The following is a 17,847-nucleotide window of genomic DNA, read 5'->3' as shown; positions in this document are numbered from 1 at the left end:
ATAGATAAGAGAAGCTATTATGGGAAGTGGTGTTAATAGAGTTTTGCACATGTATAAATGGAACAGAAGAAAGAGGCGGTTGGGATGAAAAGTCCGCAACATGGTCAAACATAAAAGCGCCTTATGATTTGGTTTTAAATGACCGTGAATTTCTGGCACATTATTATTTACTATAAAGGATTAGAAACTTGTATCTAATGTCTGAGATACAAGCTGAATATTATAGAACAAAACATTAATTACTCAACTTTCGCACCTAAAAAAATCACTACATTTAATGAGCTCAGGTGCTTGGAGTTACTGTAATACATCCCTTGACAAGATATTTTAGGCAAGAAAAAACACCGCAACATATGGTATAGTGGAATTAATCAAAACTACACTACCAAGAAGTGTGTCTCCTACTATGATAGTAAATAATGACCCAAATAAGCAACTACCAACTGAAGTGAATTCGTTATTTAAAGAATTAGGTGTACTAAAACACTTGCGCCATGCTGGTATTACTAAGTCTTTTGGCTTTTCCAGTGCTTTTATTTTCCAATTAATCTTTCGTCTCATCTTTGAACATAAGAATTGGTTTCGTATGTTGGCCTTGGGATTGTCAGATGGCGCAACTTTTATGCCTTGTTGACTTTTCTTTATTAAATTCACTGGATTGGGCTGAGGCTTTACAGCAATTAATCGAGATTCTTGATGATGCCATCAAACATACCAACAAGAGCCTTCAGAAATTAATTAAAGGTCAAGTACGGCAATGGAGAGCAGGTTTACCTAGATATATCAAGGGTTACATGCCTAATTTGGTAGGCAAAAGTTGAGTTAACTATTTAAGCATGTTTAAATTAATACAATTTTTGTAATAAATATTTATTTCTGAATCAATCTTTCTAGTCTAATCACAAGCTAAGCTTAACAATAGAAATACTTCAAAACAACAAGAAGGCTGGTCTCATTGGGATATTGAAGAGTGTAGAATGCAGGAAAATAAAGATCTTAAAGATAAATTAAAGGTTCAACTTGGAAAGATATATGATGAAATATATATTTTTTCATTAAATAGCGTTAGAAAAATATAAAGTTAAAGATGGTCAACCATCGGAGCATTTTGTTGAACATTTCACTTACACAGAAGGAGATATTTATAATGTACTCACCAATATTACAATTTATTTTTGTAGTTGGAATATTGCATGGTCTTATTATGCTTTTTGTGGCAATGAAACAAAAACGAAATACAAGTAAGAGCCAAATAGGACGTTCAATAGCTTTAATGATTGCATGTGGAGCAGCGCTTCTAATAACTATTATTTAACCCATACAATTGCCCTTTAATAATTTGATGGAACGGGGAGGATACATTTATGCTTTGAATACATGTATATAGGGAAATACAACAATTTTAAATTCATGCTTTTTTTATGAAAAGGTATTGATAAAACAGTGATGATCTCTTTCTCAACCTCAATTGTTACCATACTTTCACAACAAAAAAAGTAACCCCCATTGAACGCCTAACAAGCATTTGGGTGGTTACTTTTTAATTCTACAATGTAAGCTACCCTTTTGAAGGACTGTTACACATCAGACTGTTCCGTGTACTAGCATGGGCGGTCTTTTATTATCGTATAATCTTCTATATATAGTTATACCTCATTTTCTTTACAAAATAAACATGTATGGCTCGCCAATGGATGTTGTAAAGTATGTAAATTAATAAAAATAACTTCCTTTTTTTTGGGTCAACACATAAACACATTCTTCCCATACGTGGTAAGCACGTCACAATGATTGATACACTTTTCCGATAAAGGTGGTATAAAAGGTTGTACAAATGATTAAAGTTGTCCGCCGTACGCTTTAAAATTAGTAAAAGCGGGACGAAAACTATTTAAAACTTCCCTATAATTTTGTGCAGCAAAAATTCTTCTGAAAGGTACTTCAGCAAATATAATATCTACACTAAATTAAATTTTGTTATAATGGATATATTAATTGAAAATTGTGGTGATAGTTATTTATTCTATTGGGAAGTTTTCTAATATTAGCAATGTGCCGATCAAAACACTCCAATATTATGATAGCATCGACTTGTTAAAGCCTTCTGTTGTTGATAAAACAACAGGGTATAGGTATTATGACTACCAAAAGTTTTCTCAGGTGGAGCGCATAAAAGCTTTAAAGAGTCTCGGTTTTTCTTTAAATGAAATAAAGGAAATAATAAATGGAAGCATAAAAAAGGATTTAAATCAAAAATTGATAGAGAAACGAAACGATGTCATTGTTAGAAAAAGTCAATTAGAAAGCATTATTAGTGAAATAGATGATATATTAAATTATTCTAAGCCTTATTTTGAAAAAAAATATCATATCAGTTCAGTTTATTTTGAATATCGTTCGTCTATAACAGTTATTAGTATAAAAGAGAAGATTGAAATACATCAAATGGATCAGTTAGTCGAGCGCTTATTTCAAAAAGTGTACGCATACAATTGTAAAATAAAAGGGAATTTGATGACTATATGGCACGAATGGGACAATCCATTATCACAAGAGACAGAAGTCATGTTTGAAATAGATGGAGATATATTAAATAATACTTTAGAGAATGAAGTAAAAATTATCCCTAATGGAGAATATGCATGTGTTGATTTTGTTGGTTTGTATTCTGATTTAACGGTAGCTTATGACCAATTGAAAGATTTAATTGTAACAGATTCTTTTTTTATTGAAGAATATATGGAGGGTTTGGTTCCTCAAGAAATGGATGATATGTTATGTGTAAAACCATTAAAAGATGCAGATCCTAATAATTTTAAGACCAAAGTTATGTTGAAATTATAAAAATTTACGTATTTACCCTCCAGTTACTGGAGGGTTTATTATTTTTATAGAAAAGCGAAGGAGGAAATGGCAATGAAGGGAAAAGGAAGCTTTGTTTATCTAGAAGGAACTTCATATGAAATAGGATACAATCAAGGAAAAGATCTAAGTGTTATACCAAACATACAAAAAATGTTGTTTGAAGATCATAAGAAAAGTAAAGCTCGTGCGGAAGATACTTTAGAAAATTTTAATATGTATTGTCCAGAATTGATAGACGAATTACAAGGGGTTTCTGATTATTTCAATAGGGATGTAGAAGAATTAAGATTTATACAAGATAGTTATTTAATGGGTGGTGGTTGTAGCTTGGCGGCTATTACACCGAAAATGACAGTTGATGAAAAAATGTATGTTTTTAGAACGTATGATTTAAGCCCGAATATATCTGATATGAGGCTATGTTCTACGAATGCAGATAATAAGTACTCTCATACAGGTTTTTCTGTTTCAACATTCGGTAGAAGTGATGGTTTAAATGAGTATGGTCTATGTGTAACCTTTGCTTCGTGTGGTGTACCAGTTGGAAACCACCCAGGAATTGAACTGCACCCCAATTTTTAGACACAACTCTAATAAATGGAGGTGCAGTTTTTTATGGCTAAATTCACCAATGTTGAAAAAATACAAGCAGTCATTCGCTATCAAAGTGGTGCAGAAGGCGTAAAGTCAATGGCTAAATCCATAGGAGTTGACCATTCAGTCCTCTTAAATTGGATTAAACAATATGAATATCACGGAGAAAAAGCTTTTGAAAAATGCTATACATCTTACACATTGCAGTATAAACTAGATGTACTTAATTATATGAACGAACAAGGGACATCTATCCGGGAAACAGCAGCGATCTTTAATATTTCTACACATTCCACGCTTTTACAATGGAAAAAGCAATTGGAAGCAGAAGGAATAGATGCCCTAGAACCAAAGAAAAAGGGGCGTCCATCCATGAAAAAAAGTTCTGATCATACATCTAAAAAGCAAAAGCCGGATGAAGGGACTCCGGAAGCATTACAAGCAGAAATAGATCGTTTACGCATGGAGAATGCCTATTTAAAAAAGTTGAATGCCTTAGTTCAAAACAAGGAGAAATTACCAAACAGGACAAAGCGCAAGTAGTCTATGAACTAAGGCATGAATTCCCTGTGAAGGCACTTCTGCAGCTGGCAGAGATTCCACGTAGCACGTACTACTATATAGTAAGTAAATTCGGACTTCCGGATAAAGATGTGGAGTTGAAAAAGCTGATTCAAGCTATCTACGATGAGCATCAAGGACGTTATGGATACCGCCGTATCCGGGACGAGCTATGGAATCGAGGGCATAAGGTAAACCATAAAAAAGTCCAACGCATCATGAAAGAATTAGGTTTAAAAAGCCTAGTTCGAATGAAAAAATATCGCTCTTACAAAGGAAAGGTTGGCAATATCGCACCAAATATTTTAGATCGGAACTTTAATGCCGAAAAGCCAAATCAAAAATGGGTAACGGATATTACAGAGTTTAAATTATTTGGGGAGAAACTCTATCTTTCACCTATACTGGATTTATATAATGGGGAAATCATTGCCTATACAATCGACTCTAGACCTACTTATTCACTTGTATCGGAAATGTTGGAGAAGTCATTTAAACGGTTATCAGAGGAAGATGCACTGCTTATTCATTCGGATCAGGGCTGGCATTATCAAATGAAACAATATCAGCACGCCTTGAGAGAAAGATTGATTACGCAAAGTATGTCACGTAAAGGCAACTGTTATGATAATGCCGTTATTGAAAACTTCTTTGGCATTATGAAATCAGAATTTCTTTATTTAAATGAATTCGAAAGTATAGAGCATTTTAAGCAAGAGCTAGAAAAATATATAGAATACTATAACAACAAACGAATCAAGGCAAAACTAAAAGGCCTGAGCCCGGTACAATACCGAATTCAGACTTTAATAGCTGCTTAGTAAAATTATCTGTCTAACTTTATGGGGTCACTTCAAATGTTAAAAGCTAAAGTAGATGGTTTAAATTTTATGGTGGTTGTCCGAATTATATTGGAAAATTGTCAAACCATTGAACAAGCTATTGATTTGTTTTATGAACTACCCATAGCATCTAATATGAATTTGTTGATAGCTGATAGATTTCAGAAAGTTGCAATTCTAGAAGCGTATAATGGAAGTAAGGGGCATACAATAGAAGAAAGTAGATACAGTTTAGCTACAAACCATGCATTGCTAGAAAAATTAAAAATTCAAGAAATGTCCATATTAAAACAATCTGTGGTTCGTTATGAAGCAATGGATCAATATTTTTCAAATAAACAATTGGTAACCAAAGGTGATATGAAGGCAATATTAAAAGCAGAGTATCCAAAAGGTGTGTCGTCTCTAAATTATGAAGAAGGTTTTGGAACCGTTCATGCAGCACTATTTTGTATTAGTGATAAAACAATGGAGTTTTCATTTGGTTCTCCCATGCGCAATGAAATATATCAAATTAAAGTCGGTGATAATATGCCAAACAAAAGCTTTGATATTGATTTAAAAAACAACAGTTATGGACGAGATTTTTGGGATTTGATGGAATAGTAGAATGCAAAATCAGTGGGAGATTCCTTTCATCGCCCACTGATTGTTTGTAGCCTTAGAAAATCTCGGATTACAAATTGCACGTCTATTAGGATAAAGCAGGGCTATATTATTTTTTATACAGGAAAAGCCCTCTATCCTTTCCCCACACCAAACGTTTTTCTTCCATTACGCTACAAAAAATTTAGCGCCAACTGGCGTATCTTCACAATGGGTGATGTTTGGATTTTTAATGATTTCATAAATATACCAAAAGTCACCAGCACATCCTGCTGTATGGAGAATGAATACAATCCAAAAAGCAGTGCTATCCATTCCAAAAATAAATAGAAGACAAAATAGTATACTATTTATAACAAACGGGGCTAAAATAATGATCATAAACTGTCGCTTTGTATAAACTTGTCCAGGGTTCGTCGCATAAAGCATCCCTTTTGTAAACCCATACTTCACTTTTCCAGATGTAGAAAAGGCTTTGAAAAATATTCCATGAATAAACTCATGAATTGGTAAGGAGACTAACGTTACTCCTAGTACCCACACCAATGTAGATAGAGAAAAGAATAAACGAACTTCTCCGATTATAATGGTGTGAGCTACCAACACAGCAACCGTTGTAATTATTAGGATCGCTATACTAAATAGGTTTATTTTATTGTATAATTTTTTATCTTCTAGAATGTTTAATTCCTTATATAGTTTCATAAGTAACTCCTTCATTCACTAATGTCTTCCTGTTTTTCTTCTGTATCTTCCATATTCCAAATGATGTTAGGTTCTACAAAACTAGAGAACTGTCTTTACAGAGTATTCATTTTTTTAATGAGTGCAATAATTTTAGTATCTTCTCCTTTATCTACACGCTCTAACTTCGTATTTTCAATTAAATCTTTGTAAAAATCTTCTCCTGCTGGGTAGTTGCCGTCCCAACGTAAGGGAATGTTATATACATTTATTGTTCCATCTCCATTGCTACTATATGTTACGGAACCCGCTACTAAACGGCTACCCGACAACTGAATGACGTCTTCGGGATAGCTCGCACTCGTTTCATCATCGGGGTTAAGTGGTGTTCCAGCGGAAATATGGCGGATATTCAATTCCTCTACATCTTTGATTGCCCCAAGCTGTAGCCAAATACGTGCATATTCAATTTCCTCTGTAGAATAATTGGATAAGGTATCTTTTTCCGCGTTGTCTTCTGAAGAAGCATCTTTGGATTCACCTGTTTTCCCTTTATTAGATGTGTTGCTAGATGGCGTTTTTTCTAAGTCGTTGTTTTTAGGATCTTCCTTATTATCTGTTTCCGATACTGTAGTGACATCTTTCTCTGAATTCTCCGCTTCTGATTCTTCCTCCATCCTATTTGCACATCCTGCGAGTAAGAAAATAAGTAGGGTAAGTACAATGCTTCCATAAATCTTCTTTGTTTGATTCTTCATGTAACCGACATTCCTTTCTTTACACTATAGGGAGTATAAAAATTATTATTGATTATAGTTAAGAAAAACGAAGGCTTCCGCTATGAGACTTGGCGGAAAACCAAGTTTTTCTAAAAAGAAATTTGATGCTATGACGTAACCAAACAACCGAACGGGCTCCGCCGGCTTCAGCGCTCAGCAACTAGGCGACTTCACGAAATATACTAAGCTAAGTCATCATCAATTCGTACTAAATAGGAAGGCCGGCTAAAGACGGGCTTGCCGGAGGGCGCCGGCATACTCCTGTTGCAGGGAGCATGATTCCTAAAACTTTAATTGATTCGCTCCACTTGCTACGTTGCTAATCGGACGCTTGCGCCTTTGTTCAAACATAGCATTGTAATGACGCAATATTAGCAGGTTCGTTTGAAAATTAATATAATCTTCCAGCATTAATACTTCAAATTTAACATGTGTACATTCGAACTTACATCCCCCCATAGAATAAGTGACAACATTTCCCCTTATTCTACCATTTTCCACTATAAGTTCATAAGCTATATAGCCAAATAATAGACCTGTGATAGTGCCTAAGGCAAGTCTAGATCTAATAAGCAGGAAATAATAAATGCGCTTTGCCAATGGTTGGAGCATATCCCTTGGTATAGCAAAAGGCTGATCGTAAATGAAAGTTAAAGGGAATTATGAAAGAGTGGCTAGGATAAGAATCTAGCCTATGATAAAACTGGTGCCCAATAAAGAAGGAAACATAGTTTTTAGGATAGGCAAATATAATATTTTTATAGAGAATAAGCAAAACGATGATATTTTATAGCTAGATAGCTTGGCAATAACCAAGCATTTCGAAAAAAGGTTTGTTTTGATTTAGAAGATAGGTTATACCTAACGAAAGTAAAAAATATAATGAAGTAAATGCAGTAAAAATGTGCATCTGCTGAAAGCAATGGAGTAATGGCGTTACAGGGCGATGTGCGCCTTTTTAGCAAGATAAGAAAGTATAAAATTATGATGCTATAAGATAACCAAATAACCAAATCAGCCCCGTCCGACTCCATCGCCCAGCAACTAGGTACTTTACAATCGCCCTAAGCTAAGTCATCATCGGTTCGTGCCTAAGAGGAAGGTCGATTAAAACTGGCTTGCCCAAAACGTCGTCATACTCCCGTTTTAGTGGCATGATTGCTAAAACTTTAGTTAATTCGTTCCACTCGCTACGTTGCTAAATGGGCGCTTGCGTCTCTGTTCTTGTCATCTCCTTTGGAAAGAACAACACTTAAACAATCGGAGAGCAATCATAGAAAACTTCCTCGAATGGAAGATGTTTTTTCTCTAGTATTGATCCCTGCTTTTTATTAGCAAATAATACCATTCATAATTTAGACAATAATAATGAACAGAAGTCTTCAAAGCCTTGTATTGTAAGCGCTTAAATGTTTTCTATATGGCTATAAAATTTATCAATTATCCAAGTCTTTCAATCAATGCTAAGGTTGAATTGTGAAGAGGTTCACCAGTAAAAACAGAAAGGAATGTTAACGCATGTCTAAAAAAAGTACAACAAAGTTAGATTTAGTTAGCCTTGTAAAAGGATATAAAGATTCGTTTCCTTTTTACCAAGTACTAGCTCCATCAGGAGAAATAGTGCATTCTGACCTAGAACCTAAGCTAAGTGATGAAGAACTGAGTACATTAATGAAAAGACTTGTATGGGCCCGGAAGTATGATAAAAGAGTTACATTACTAAACCGTCAAGGAGCTTTAGGAAATTATGCTCCAGGTGGGGGACAAGAAGCTAGTCAAATTGCTACACAATATGCCTTAGGTGAGAAGGATTTTTTTGCAGGAACCTACCGAGATTTAGCACCGCTTATTTTACATGGCTTACCTTTAGAAAAAGCTTTCCTTTGGTATAAAGGGCATATGAAAGGAAATGAGTATCCAGAAGATCTCCAAGCTTATGCACCGCAAGTGATTGTTGGTGGGCACATTACACACGCAATGGGTGTTGCATTTGGAATGAAAAAGCGAAATAAAAAATCAATCGTATTGTCATTAAGTGGTGATGGGGCAACGTCACAAGGAGACTTTTATGAGGGCATTAACTTTGCTGGTGCTTATCAGGTTCCTTATGTTGCCGTTGTTCAAAATAATGGATATGGTATCTCGGTACCAGTCGAACAACAAACGGCCGCTGAAACATTGGCACAGAAAGCTGTAGCGGCAGGAATTCCGGGTATTCGAGTAGATGGAATGGACCCACTTGCTATGTACGCAGCAGTCTCTACAGCTCGTGAACATGCCTTGGCAGGGAAAGGACCTGTCGTTATAGAAGCGTTAACCTACCGTTTTGGACCACATACGATGTCTGACGATCCAACTCGTTATCGTTTAGCTGAGGAGTTAGGAGAATGGGAGCAAAAAGATCCCCTAGTTAGAATGAGAACGTATTTAAGCAATAAAGGCTTATGGACGGAAGAACAAGAAAAAGAAGTTGAAGAATCTTGTAAGCAAGAGATTAAAGACGCCGTTGCAGCAATTGGTCAAGTTGACAAACAAAAAGTGTCTGATTTCTTGAAGAACATGTATGAAGTTTCTCCTCAAAATATTCAAGAACAAATTGCTGAATACGAAGCAAGGGAGATGAAGGAAAATGGGTAAAAAAACAATTGTACAGGCTATTAATGATGCACTGGACTATAAATTAAATAAAGATGAAAACGTTTTATTGTTTGGTGAAGATATTGGACCTAACGGTGGTGTTTTCAGGGTTACAGATGGGCTTCAAGCTAAACATGGAGAGGATCGTGTATTTGATACACCATTAGCAGAATCCGGGATTCTAGGTATGTCTGTAGGATTAGCTACAGAAGGATTTAGACCTGTCCCTGAAATACAGTTTCTAGGATTTATTCTAGAAGCAATGTCTCCAGTTGTAGCCCAATTTTCTCGAATGCGCTACCGGATGGCAAACACAAGAAGTATGCCAATTACAGTTAGAGCACCATATGGCGGTGGAGTGCATACACCAGAACTTCACTCCGATAGTTTAGAAGGTATATTAGCACAGGTGCCGGGGATGCGTATTGTTATTCCAAGTAACCCATATGATGCCAAAGGGCTACTTATTTCTGCGATCGAAAGTAATGATCCGGTTATTTTCTTAGAACATTTGAAGCTTTACCGCTCCATTAAACAGGACATTCCAGATGAAGATTATCGTGTACCTTTAGATAAAGCAGCAGTTACACGTGAAGGATCTGATGTAACCGTTATAGGGTATGGTCTTATGATTAGTGAAGCACTTAAAGCAGCTAAAGAATTAGAAGATGAAATTTCTGTAGAAGTTATTGATTTAAGAACGATTGCACCAATTGATATGGACACAGTGCTTGCATCCGTTAAGAAAACAGGTCGTGTTGTGGTTACACAAGAAGCACAACGTCAAGCAGGTGTCACGGGACAATTAATGTCAGAAATTGGGGAGCGTGCCTTTATGTATTTAGAAGCACCTATTTCAAGAGTTACCGCACCAGATTCCGTTTACCCGTTTGGTGCAGCTGAAGCAGACTGGCTCCCTAATGCGAAAGATATTATTAAAAAAGTGAAGGAAGTATATGATTTTTAGAATAAATGAAGGAGGATGCTGAATGATTTATTCATTTATATTACCTGATAGCGGTGAAGGGATACACGAAAGTGAAATTGTCTCGTGGGTTGTACAACCTGGGGATAAAGTAAAAGAAGACGATACGCTAGTAGAAATTCAAAGTGATAAGGCTGTTGTAGAACTTCCTTCTCCTGTTTCTGGTGTTGTAAAAAAATTATTATTTAAGGAAGGTGATGTTCCAAAGGTTGGAGACGCAATTATGGAAATTGAGATGTCTGATGAAGGTGCTGAAAAAGTAGCAAAGGAAGAGGAAGGCAATGTTACGAAAGAGCGTGGTACGGATACGGTAGCCATTGAACATGAAGCTGTTCGTCATTTGACTCCATCAGATGAACTGCCTGAGGAAACACTAGATCAAAAATCAGTCGCTAAAAAGCCAGCTTCAGACGTGGACATTAGAATGTTAGCTATTCCAGCCGTTAGAAAATATGCACGTGAAAAAGATGTTGATATTACGCAAGTTCCAGCTACTGGAAAAAATAGTCGGGTCACAAAAGAAGATATTGATCATTTCTTAGCTTCAGGTGGACAAGCTGCACAAGAAGAAGTGGTTCAAAAAGAAATGGTTCAGGAACAAGCAGCACCCGAAACAACAGTCACTGAACTAGAGCGTAGAGTTAAAATGACTCCTACTCGTAAAGCGATTGCAAATGCCATGGTAAATAGTAAAGCGACTTCACCTCATGTAACGGTGTTGGATCGTGTGAATGTCTCTAAACTCGTAGAACATCGGGATCGTTTTAAGGTTATTGCCAAAAAACGAGGCATTAAATTAACGTATACTGCTTACTTTGTAAAAGCACTGACGGCTATATTAGCTCGTTACCCTGACTTAAATGCATCCATAGATGAGAAAGCAGGAGAAATTATTTATAAAAATTACATGAACGTAGGAATTGCAACAGATACAGATAAAGGTCTCTTTGTTCCGGTAATCCATGAGGCAGATCGTAAAAGTTTATTTAAGATTGCTGAAGACCTTGCCGAAAATACAGAAAAAGCAATGAATGGAACATTAACAAGTGCAGACATGAAAAATAGCTCAATGACAATTACGAATGTTGGAGCTCTTGCAACTAGTGGTGTATGGTCAACTCCAATTATCAATCAGCCAGAAGTTGCTATTCTTGGGGTAGGTAGGATAGAAGATGAAGTCATCCCTGATGAAAATAAACAACCAATGGTTGCACCGATGTTAAAAATATCATTTGGTTTTGATCATAGAATAATTGATGGTGGAACGGCACAAAGAGCAATTAATGATTTAAAAGATTATTTAGCTGATCCAGAATTACTTTTTGTAGAAGGGTGATGAATGATCATGGTAGTAGGGGATTTTGCTGAAGAATTAGAAACAGTAGTCATTGGTTCAGGACCAGGAGGGTATGTTGCTGCCATTCGTGCTGCACAACTTGGTCAAAAGGTAGCTATTATAGAGCGTGGAGAAATTGGTGGTGCTTGTTTAAACGTTGGTTGTATTCCATCTAAAGCGTTAATTCATGCTAGTCATAAATATCAAACTTCCTTGGATTCCAAAATTTTAGGCATTCATACGAAAGAAACGACCGTGAATTTTAAAGAAACACAAGCTTGGAAAAATAAAGAAGTCGTTGCTACGTTAACAAAGGGTGTTGAAATGCTTCTCAAGAAAAATAAAGTCGAAATAATGAAGGGAGAAGCACACTTTATTGATAATGAAACGCTTCGTGTTATGTATGATGAAGATTCTGGACAGACGTATAACTTTAAGCATGCGATTATCGCTACGGGAAGTCGTCCTATTGAAATCGAATCATTTAAATTTGGTAAACGTGTTATAGATTCCACTGGCGCATTAAACTTAGCTGAAATACCTAAGAAACTGATTGTCATAGGCGGAGGATATATTGGTGTTGAACTTGCTGGTGTTTACGCTAATTTCGGTACAGAAGTGACTATTTTAGAAGGATCAGAACAGATTTTACCTAGTTTTGAAAAAGATATGGTTAAACTTGTTGTTGATGCATTCAAAGCTAAAAATGTTTCCATTGTAACAAATGCGATGGCTAAATTTGTGAAGCAAACAGACAAAAAAGCAACGGTCACATATGATGCAGGTGGGCAAGAAGAGGCCATCGATGCTGACTATGTGTTAGTATCTGTAGGACGTAAACCAAACACAGATGATATTGGTTTAGAACTAGCTGGCATTAAAACAAATGATAAAGGTCTTATTGAAGTCGATGAACAAGGTCGCACGAATAAAAAGAATATTTTTGCCATTGGTGACGTTGTCCCCGGAGCTGCACTTGCCCATAAAGCAAGCTATGAGGCAAAAGTAGCTGCTGAAGTAATTAGTGGAAGCAAAGGTGCAGCAGTAGATTACTTGGCAATGCCTGCTATATGTTTCACAGATCCAGAACTAGCAACAGTTGGTTATACGAAAAAAGAAGCGAAAGAACATGGATATGACGTCAAAGAGAGCAAATTCCCACTTGCAGGTAATGGGCGTGCATTATCCCTCAATCAAACAGAAGGATTTGTCCGTCTCATTACAGAGAAGGAAAGTGGTACGCTATTAGGTGCGCAACTAGCTGGAGTTAGCGCAAGTGATATGATTGCTGAAATAGGGTTAGCTATCGAAAACGGATTAACTGCGGAAGATGTTACATTAACGATTCATAGTCACCCATCCATGGCAGAAAGTGTGATGGATGCTGCCGAGTTAGCATTAGGACAACCAATCCATATTTAAATGTATGAGTAAGAGAGCGGGGCTTTATCACATGTTCATTCAGAAATTCTCCTTTGATAGAGCCCTTCGTATAAAAATAAGAAAACCTTCTAACTAAAAGTGGTTCTATTATAAGTTTTTAGATTTTATAATAGGGAGGGAAAAACAGAAGCTTTCCTCATTGGAGATAAGCTACGTATTTCTAACACAATGATTTAGTTTCTTGTGAATTTTTTAACAAGAGAAGGCTAAGATAACTAAAAATTTTACAGCAGAGGAGAATATTCATGGGGACAGAAACAATGACAGCCAAGAAGTTTTCAATGAATGTACTAAATGGATTAGCAATAGGTACTGTTTTAGCATTAATACCAGGTGCATTACTAGGAGAATTATTTAAAGCATTATTACCTATTTTTCCTCAAGGTCAGTTTGTTTTAGATGTTACATCCATGTCCAACTCGATATTAGGATTAATTGTTGGTGTTTTGATTGGTTATCAATTTAAATTCACTCCTATTCAATCAGCTTCCCTCGGTCTTGCAGTCATGGTAGGTGGAGGAGCAGTTGATTTTTCAGGTGACGCGCTAACTATGGCAGGAACGGGCGATGTCATTAATATGATGTTTACCGGTGCTATTGGTGCTGGGATTATTCAATTGTTAGGTTCACGTTTAAAAAGTTACAGTATTATTTTAATACCGCCAATTCTATTAATTGTTGGTGGAGGGTTAGGTTATGCGCTTTTACCATATGTTGGGCACATTACAACACTTATCGGCCATTTTGTATCTCAGTTACTTACGCTACAACCTATTATCATGAGTGTTTTACTTGCGATTTTATTCTCTATTCTTATCACAACGCCAATTACTACAGTCGGAATTGCCCTTGCTGTTTCCCTAGCGGGTATTGGGTCTGGCGCTGGAAATTTAGGGGTCGTTGCTGCAGGCTTTGGGCTTGCGATTGCAGGTTGGAGAGTAAACTCAGTAGGGACATCACTGGCTCACTTTATTGGTTCCCCAAAAATGTCAATGCCGAACGTCTTTGCTAAACCGAAAATATTGCTACCAGTTATTTGTAATGCTGCTGTATTAGGAATACTAGCGGCGATATTTAAAATACAAGGAACGCCTATGAGTGCGGGGTTTGGATTTAGTGGACTGGTTGGCCCGGTTAACCATCTCAACTTGGCAGCAGGTGGATGGTCCGTTGGAAACATATTCATTACGATATTAGTATTTGTTGTCGCTCCAATAGGTTTAGGGATATTTTTTAATTACCTGTTTACAAAAATCTGGCCAATTATTTCACCAGAAGATTACAAACTCGACGTAGAATAACGGGAGGCTTATAGCATGTTACATGATTTTCAAGAATTGGAACAAAAGATAGGCAACATAAAAGAACCTAAAAAAGTAGCTGTCGTTAAAGCGGCTAATGAACATGCGTTAGAAAGCATTTTTGAACTAGCTAATGAAGGAGTAGTTATACCATTTCTAATTGATAGTCAGTCAGAAATAGAAGATTTAATATCAAAAATGGATATGAAAAACACTACTTATCATATCGTTGATGTGTCATCTGATCAAGAGGCAGCGTATAAAGGTGTTGAATTAGTAAGGGAAAATAAGGTTCATTTTATTATGAAAGGAAATATTCAAACGGGGACATTATTAAAAGAAGTCGTTCATCGGGAAACAGGAATACGAGAGAAAGATGTCCTTTCTCATCTAGCGTTAATCGATGTCCCTGCTTATCCAAAACTGATTGGAGTTACAGATGGCGGTATGCTGTTAACGCCAAATGTCGATCAAAAACAGGCGATGATAGAAAATGCGCTAGAAGTCATGCGGGCATTAAACTATCATCATCCAAAATTTGCGGTATTATCTGCAGCTGAAGTTGTTCAGCCTAAGCTTCCAGCTTCAACAGATGCAGATGAATTAACGAAACGATTTAAGGAAAGTGAAGATTGTGTTGTAGAAGGACCTATTTCATTAGATGTTGCTCTCAGACCTTCCATAGCGACTGAAAAAGGATACCAAGGAGAAATTAACGGGGATGCAGATGTATTAGTTGCTTCTGATGTTGTAGCCGGTAATACACTATCCAAAAGTATGCTCCTACTTGCTAACGGCACAATGGCTGGCATTATTCTTGGGGCTCAAGTTCCAATTGTTTTAACATCTAGAAGTTCAAGTACACTGGAAAAACGATATTCTCTTCTGTTGGCATTACAAATTAGCCATGCACAAAAAGAGGAAGGAGTAAATGAAGATGGCGGATCGTATTCTATCTATAAATCCTGGAGCAACATCAACGAAACTTGCATATTTTGAAAATGATGAAATGATTTTAAGTAAAGAATTAACCTATTCCTATGATGATATTGCTAAATACGATTCTATCATGGATCAATATGATTTTCGATTTAGAGAGATTACCATGTGGTTAACAGAACAAAACATGACGAATGGTTCTTTCGATGCGGTTGTAGGTCGTGGAGGATTGTTACCTCCAGTTAATGCAGGTGCATATATTGTTGATGACGCAATGATAGATTGTTTAAAACATCGTCCTGTCTTACAACACGCTTCAAATTTGGGAGCTACGCTGGCAAAAGGGGTTGCTCAAGCGTTTGGCACATTGGATTGTAAGGCCTATATATATGATCCTGTAACGGTTGATCAAATGGATGATGTTGCACGAATTTCAGGGGTTGCAGACATAGAGCGTAAAAGTATTGGTCATGTGTTAAATATGCGAGCTGTCTGTATGAAAATTGCAGAAGAAAAGTTACAGAAGCCTTATGAAGAAAGCAATCTTATTGTAGCACATGTTGGCGGAGGAAGTTCAGCTAGTGTTCATAAAAACGGCCGTATGATTGATCTTGTATCTGATGATGAAGGTTTATTTTCAACAGAACGTTCTGGCGGTCTCCCATTAAAAGAAGTTATTCCATTGTGTTTTGAACGTACGAAAAAAGAAATGACGGATTTGACACGGAAAAAAGGTGGACTTGTCTCTTATTTTGGTACAAATGACGCTCGTATTGTTGAGGAAAAAGCTAAAAATGGGGATGAAAAAGCAAAACTTGTTTTAGAGGCGATGGCTTACCAAATAGCAAAGACAATTGGTGAACTCGCTACGGTTCTTTACGGAAAAGTGGATGGAATTATTATGACTGGTGGACTTGCTTATTCGGAGTTTATTACCAGTCTGGTGAAAGATAGAACCTCTTTTATTGCCCCTGTTTTCTTTGTTCCAGGGGAAGCAGAAATGGTAGCACTTGCTAAAGGAGCGAGGCGTGTTTTAGTTGGTCAAGAAAAAGCGCAAGTTTTTAAAGAACACGACAGAAAGGCAATTGTTGTGTAAAAAAAGTAGTAGGTGAGATAATGAAAATAGCAATCGCAGGATCTGGAGCGTTGGGTAGTCGGTTTGGCTACATGCTTTACGAAGCAGGAAATGATGTTATCTTAATTGATAAATGGAAAGAACATATTGATTCCATTCGGGAAAATGGTCTCATCGTTCAAGATGGAAATAACAGAAAAATAGTTAACATTCCTATCTTTTATCCCCATGAAGTGGCTGAGGAAGTTGATCTTGTCTTCGTTTTCACAAAATCAATGGGTTTGCAGGATATGCTAGAGGACATAAAACCAATTTTAGGGGAAAATACAAGTGTGATTAGTTTACTAAATGGAATTGGCCATGAAGATATATTAAAAGAATACCTTCCTGTTAAAAACATTTTTATGGGTGTGACCATTTATACTTCAGGATTGAAAGGTTCTGGCCACGTTACCTTTGAGGGATCTGGCACCATTGAAATTCAGAACTTTACACCAGGAGATCGTGAAGAGAAAAAGGCCTTACAACTTGTAGGTATGCTCAATCAAGCTGGTTTTAAAGCATACTATAGTGAGGATGTTAAATATTCTATTTGGAGAAAAGCATGTGTTAATGGAGCGATGAATGCAATTTGTGCACTACTTGATTGTAACTTGGCAGAGTTCGTATCAACGAATCAAGCCGAAATGATTATTCGTCATATCGCGAAGGAGTTTGTTAAAGTAGCCAAGGAAAAGGGAACAATACTAGATGAGGATGATATAGTTGAATATATTTTACAGTCTTCTAGAAAAGTTGGAAGTCACTATCCCTCCATGCACCAAGATCTCATTCAAAACCATCGTTTAACAGAAGTGGATTTTTTAAATGGTGCTGTAGCCCGAATGTCGAAAGAATTTAGCTTTGAGACTCCATATAATACATTCATTACGCAATTAATACACGCTAAGGAACAAATCATAATGGATGAATAGTGTTTGTTCTTCGTTATAGGGTACGAGATAACAAGGTAATTTAGGGTATAGAAGAGCGGTCATGATCATGACAAGTATGAGCCAATATCTCTTTGATGCTGTCTCCTTAGTCATGAATGATGCCCGCTCGTTGTCAAATCGATTGCGAATGTATCTTGTAGATTCCTAACATAAGTAGCGAGGAATTATAGCAATTCATAAAACCCAATTTTGAGGTGTTCTATGA

Annotated in this window: 17 protein-coding genes and 1 pseudogene; 15 read left to right on the top strand and 3 right to left on the bottom strand. The window is 36.6% G+C overall.

Going from position 1 to position 17,847, the window contains the following annotated elements:
• Nucleotides 1-406 precede the first annotated feature (406 nt).
• The 7 genes and pseudogenes from B2C77_RS20245 to B2C77_RS20220 form a co-directional block, all read left to right on the top strand.
• A pseudogene (locus B2C77_RS20245) lies at nucleotides 407-592 on the top strand (IS4 family transposase); the annotation flags it as partial.
• Nucleotides 593-608: 16 nt separating this feature from the next.
• Complete coding sequence (locus tag B2C77_RS20240) at nucleotides 609-821, top strand: hypothetical protein (RefSeq protein WP_077706676.1); 213 nt, start codon at nucleotides 609-611, stop codon at nucleotides 819-821.
• 326 nt (nucleotides 822-1,147) lie between these two features.
• The gene (locus B2C77_RS21820; protein WP_176087383.1) at nucleotides 1,148-1,315 is read left to right on the top strand and encodes a hypothetical protein; all 168 of its coding nucleotides are present in this window, start codon (nucleotides 1,148-1,150) and stop codon (nucleotides 1,313-1,315) included.
• Between the two features lie 689 nt (nucleotides 1,316-2,004).
• Nucleotides 2,005-2,844: a MerR family transcriptional regulator gene (locus B2C77_RS20235; RefSeq protein WP_176087382.1), complete on the top strand. Its 840-nt coding sequence runs from the start codon at nucleotides 2,005-2,007 to the stop codon at nucleotides 2,842-2,844.
• A gap of 72 nt (nucleotides 2,845-2,916) precedes the next feature.
• Nucleotides 2,917-3,447 (top strand): C45 family autoproteolytic acyltransferase/hydrolase, encoded by a 531-nt coding sequence (locus B2C77_RS20230; protein ID WP_254844013.1) that lies wholly within the window; start codon nucleotides 2,917-2,919, stop codon nucleotides 3,445-3,447.
• A gap of 33 nt (nucleotides 3,448-3,480) precedes the next feature.
• Nucleotides 3,481-4,841 (top strand): IS3 family transposase gene (locus B2C77_RS20225; RefSeq protein ID WP_101933566.1). Its coding sequence is split into 2 segments (ribosomal slippage): nucleotides 3,481-3,937 and nucleotides 3,937-4,841, totalling 1,362 coding nucleotides; the frame shifts between segments, so codons are not numbered across the junction.
• Nucleotides 4,842-4,877: 36 nt separating this feature from the next.
• On the top strand, nucleotides 4,878-5,468 hold the full coding sequence (locus B2C77_RS20220) for a C45 family autoproteolytic acyltransferase/hydrolase (protein ID WP_176087381.1): 591 nt from the start codon (nucleotides 4,878-4,880) through the stop codon (nucleotides 5,466-5,468).
• A 168-nt stretch (nucleotides 5,469-5,636) separates the two neighbouring features.
• Here B2C77_RS20220 and B2C77_RS20215 read toward each other — a convergent pair whose 3' ends face one another.
• From B2C77_RS20215 to B2C77_RS20205, 3 genes are all read right to left on the bottom strand, one after another.
• Nucleotides 5,637-6,188, bottom strand: coding sequence for a DUF3267 domain-containing protein (locus B2C77_RS20215; RefSeq protein WP_077706673.1), 552 nt, complete (start codon nucleotides 6,186-6,188; stop codon nucleotides 5,637-5,639).
• Between the two features lie 80 nt (nucleotides 6,189-6,268).
• Complete coding sequence (locus B2C77_RS20210; RefSeq protein WP_077706672.1) at nucleotides 6,269-6,910, bottom strand: YdeJ family lipoprotein; 642 nt, start codon at nucleotides 6,908-6,910, stop codon at nucleotides 6,269-6,271.
• Nucleotides 6,911-7,213: 303 nt separating this feature from the next.
• Nucleotides 7,214-7,531, bottom strand: coding sequence for a hypothetical protein (locus tag B2C77_RS20205; RefSeq protein ID WP_141130777.1), 318 nt, complete (start codon nucleotides 7,529-7,531; stop codon nucleotides 7,214-7,216).
• Nucleotides 7,532-8,449: 918 nt separating this feature from the next.
• On the opposite strand from B2C77_RS20205, the gene pdhA reads away from it, so the two are divergent.
• The 8 genes from pdhA to B2C77_RS20165 all read left to right on the top strand — a co-directional run bounded on the left by pdhA (nucleotide 8,450) and on the right by B2C77_RS20165 (nucleotide 17,621).
• Nucleotides 8,450-9,568 carry a pyruvate dehydrogenase (acetyl-transferring) E1 component subunit alpha gene (gene pdhA / locus B2C77_RS20200; RefSeq protein WP_077706670.1) on the top strand — a complete coding sequence of 373 codons (1,119 nt, stop codon included), beginning with the start codon at nucleotides 8,450-8,452 and terminating at the stop codon, nucleotides 9,566-9,568.
• Nucleotides 9,561-10,535, top strand: coding sequence for an alpha-ketoacid dehydrogenase subunit beta (locus B2C77_RS20195; RefSeq protein ID WP_077706669.1), 975 nt, complete (start codon nucleotides 9,561-9,563; stop codon nucleotides 10,533-10,535). Before pdhA ends, B2C77_RS20195 begins: the two co-directional genes overlap by 8 nt.
• 22 nt (nucleotides 10,536-10,557) lie before the next feature.
• Nucleotides 10,558-11,889, top strand: coding sequence for a dihydrolipoamide acetyltransferase family protein (locus B2C77_RS20190; protein WP_077706668.1), 1,332 nt, complete (start codon nucleotides 10,558-10,560; stop codon nucleotides 11,887-11,889).
• 9 nt (nucleotides 11,890-11,898) lie between these two features.
• On the top strand, nucleotides 11,899-13,311 hold the full coding sequence (lpdA, locus tag B2C77_RS20185; protein WP_077706993.1) for a dihydrolipoyl dehydrogenase: 1,413 nt from the start codon (nucleotides 11,899-11,901) through the stop codon (nucleotides 13,309-13,311).
• 266 nt (nucleotides 13,312-13,577) lie between these two features.
• Nucleotides 13,578-14,633: a PTS sugar transporter subunit IIC gene (locus B2C77_RS20180; RefSeq protein WP_073011977.1), complete on the top strand. Its 1,056-nt coding sequence runs from the start codon at nucleotides 13,578-13,580 to the stop codon at nucleotides 14,631-14,633.
• 15 nt (nucleotides 14,634-14,648) lie between these two features.
• On the top strand, nucleotides 14,649-15,632 hold the full coding sequence (locus B2C77_RS20175) for a phosphate acyltransferase (protein ID WP_077706667.1): 984 nt from the start codon (nucleotides 14,649-14,651) through the stop codon (nucleotides 15,630-15,632).
• Nucleotides 15,571-16,668: a butyrate kinase gene (buk, locus tag B2C77_RS20170; RefSeq protein WP_077706666.1), complete on the top strand. Its 1,098-nt coding sequence runs from the start codon at nucleotides 15,571-15,573 to the stop codon at nucleotides 16,666-16,668. Before B2C77_RS20175 ends, buk begins: the two co-directional genes overlap by 62 nt.
• A gap of 20 nt (nucleotides 16,669-16,688) precedes the next feature.
• Entirely contained in the window at nucleotides 16,689-17,621 is a 933-nt protein-coding gene (locus B2C77_RS20165; RefSeq protein ID WP_077706665.1) for a 2-dehydropantoate 2-reductase, read from the top strand.
• Nucleotides 17,622-17,847: the final 226 nt, after the last annotated feature.

It is taken from the genome of Virgibacillus dokdonensis, assembly GCF_900166595.1.
GTDB lineage: Bacteria > Bacillota > Bacilli > Bacillales > Amphibacillaceae > Virgibacillus > Virgibacillus dokdonensis.
Note: the sequence above shows the minus strand (reverse complement) of the source record. Positions and strands in the feature narration are given on the sequence as shown.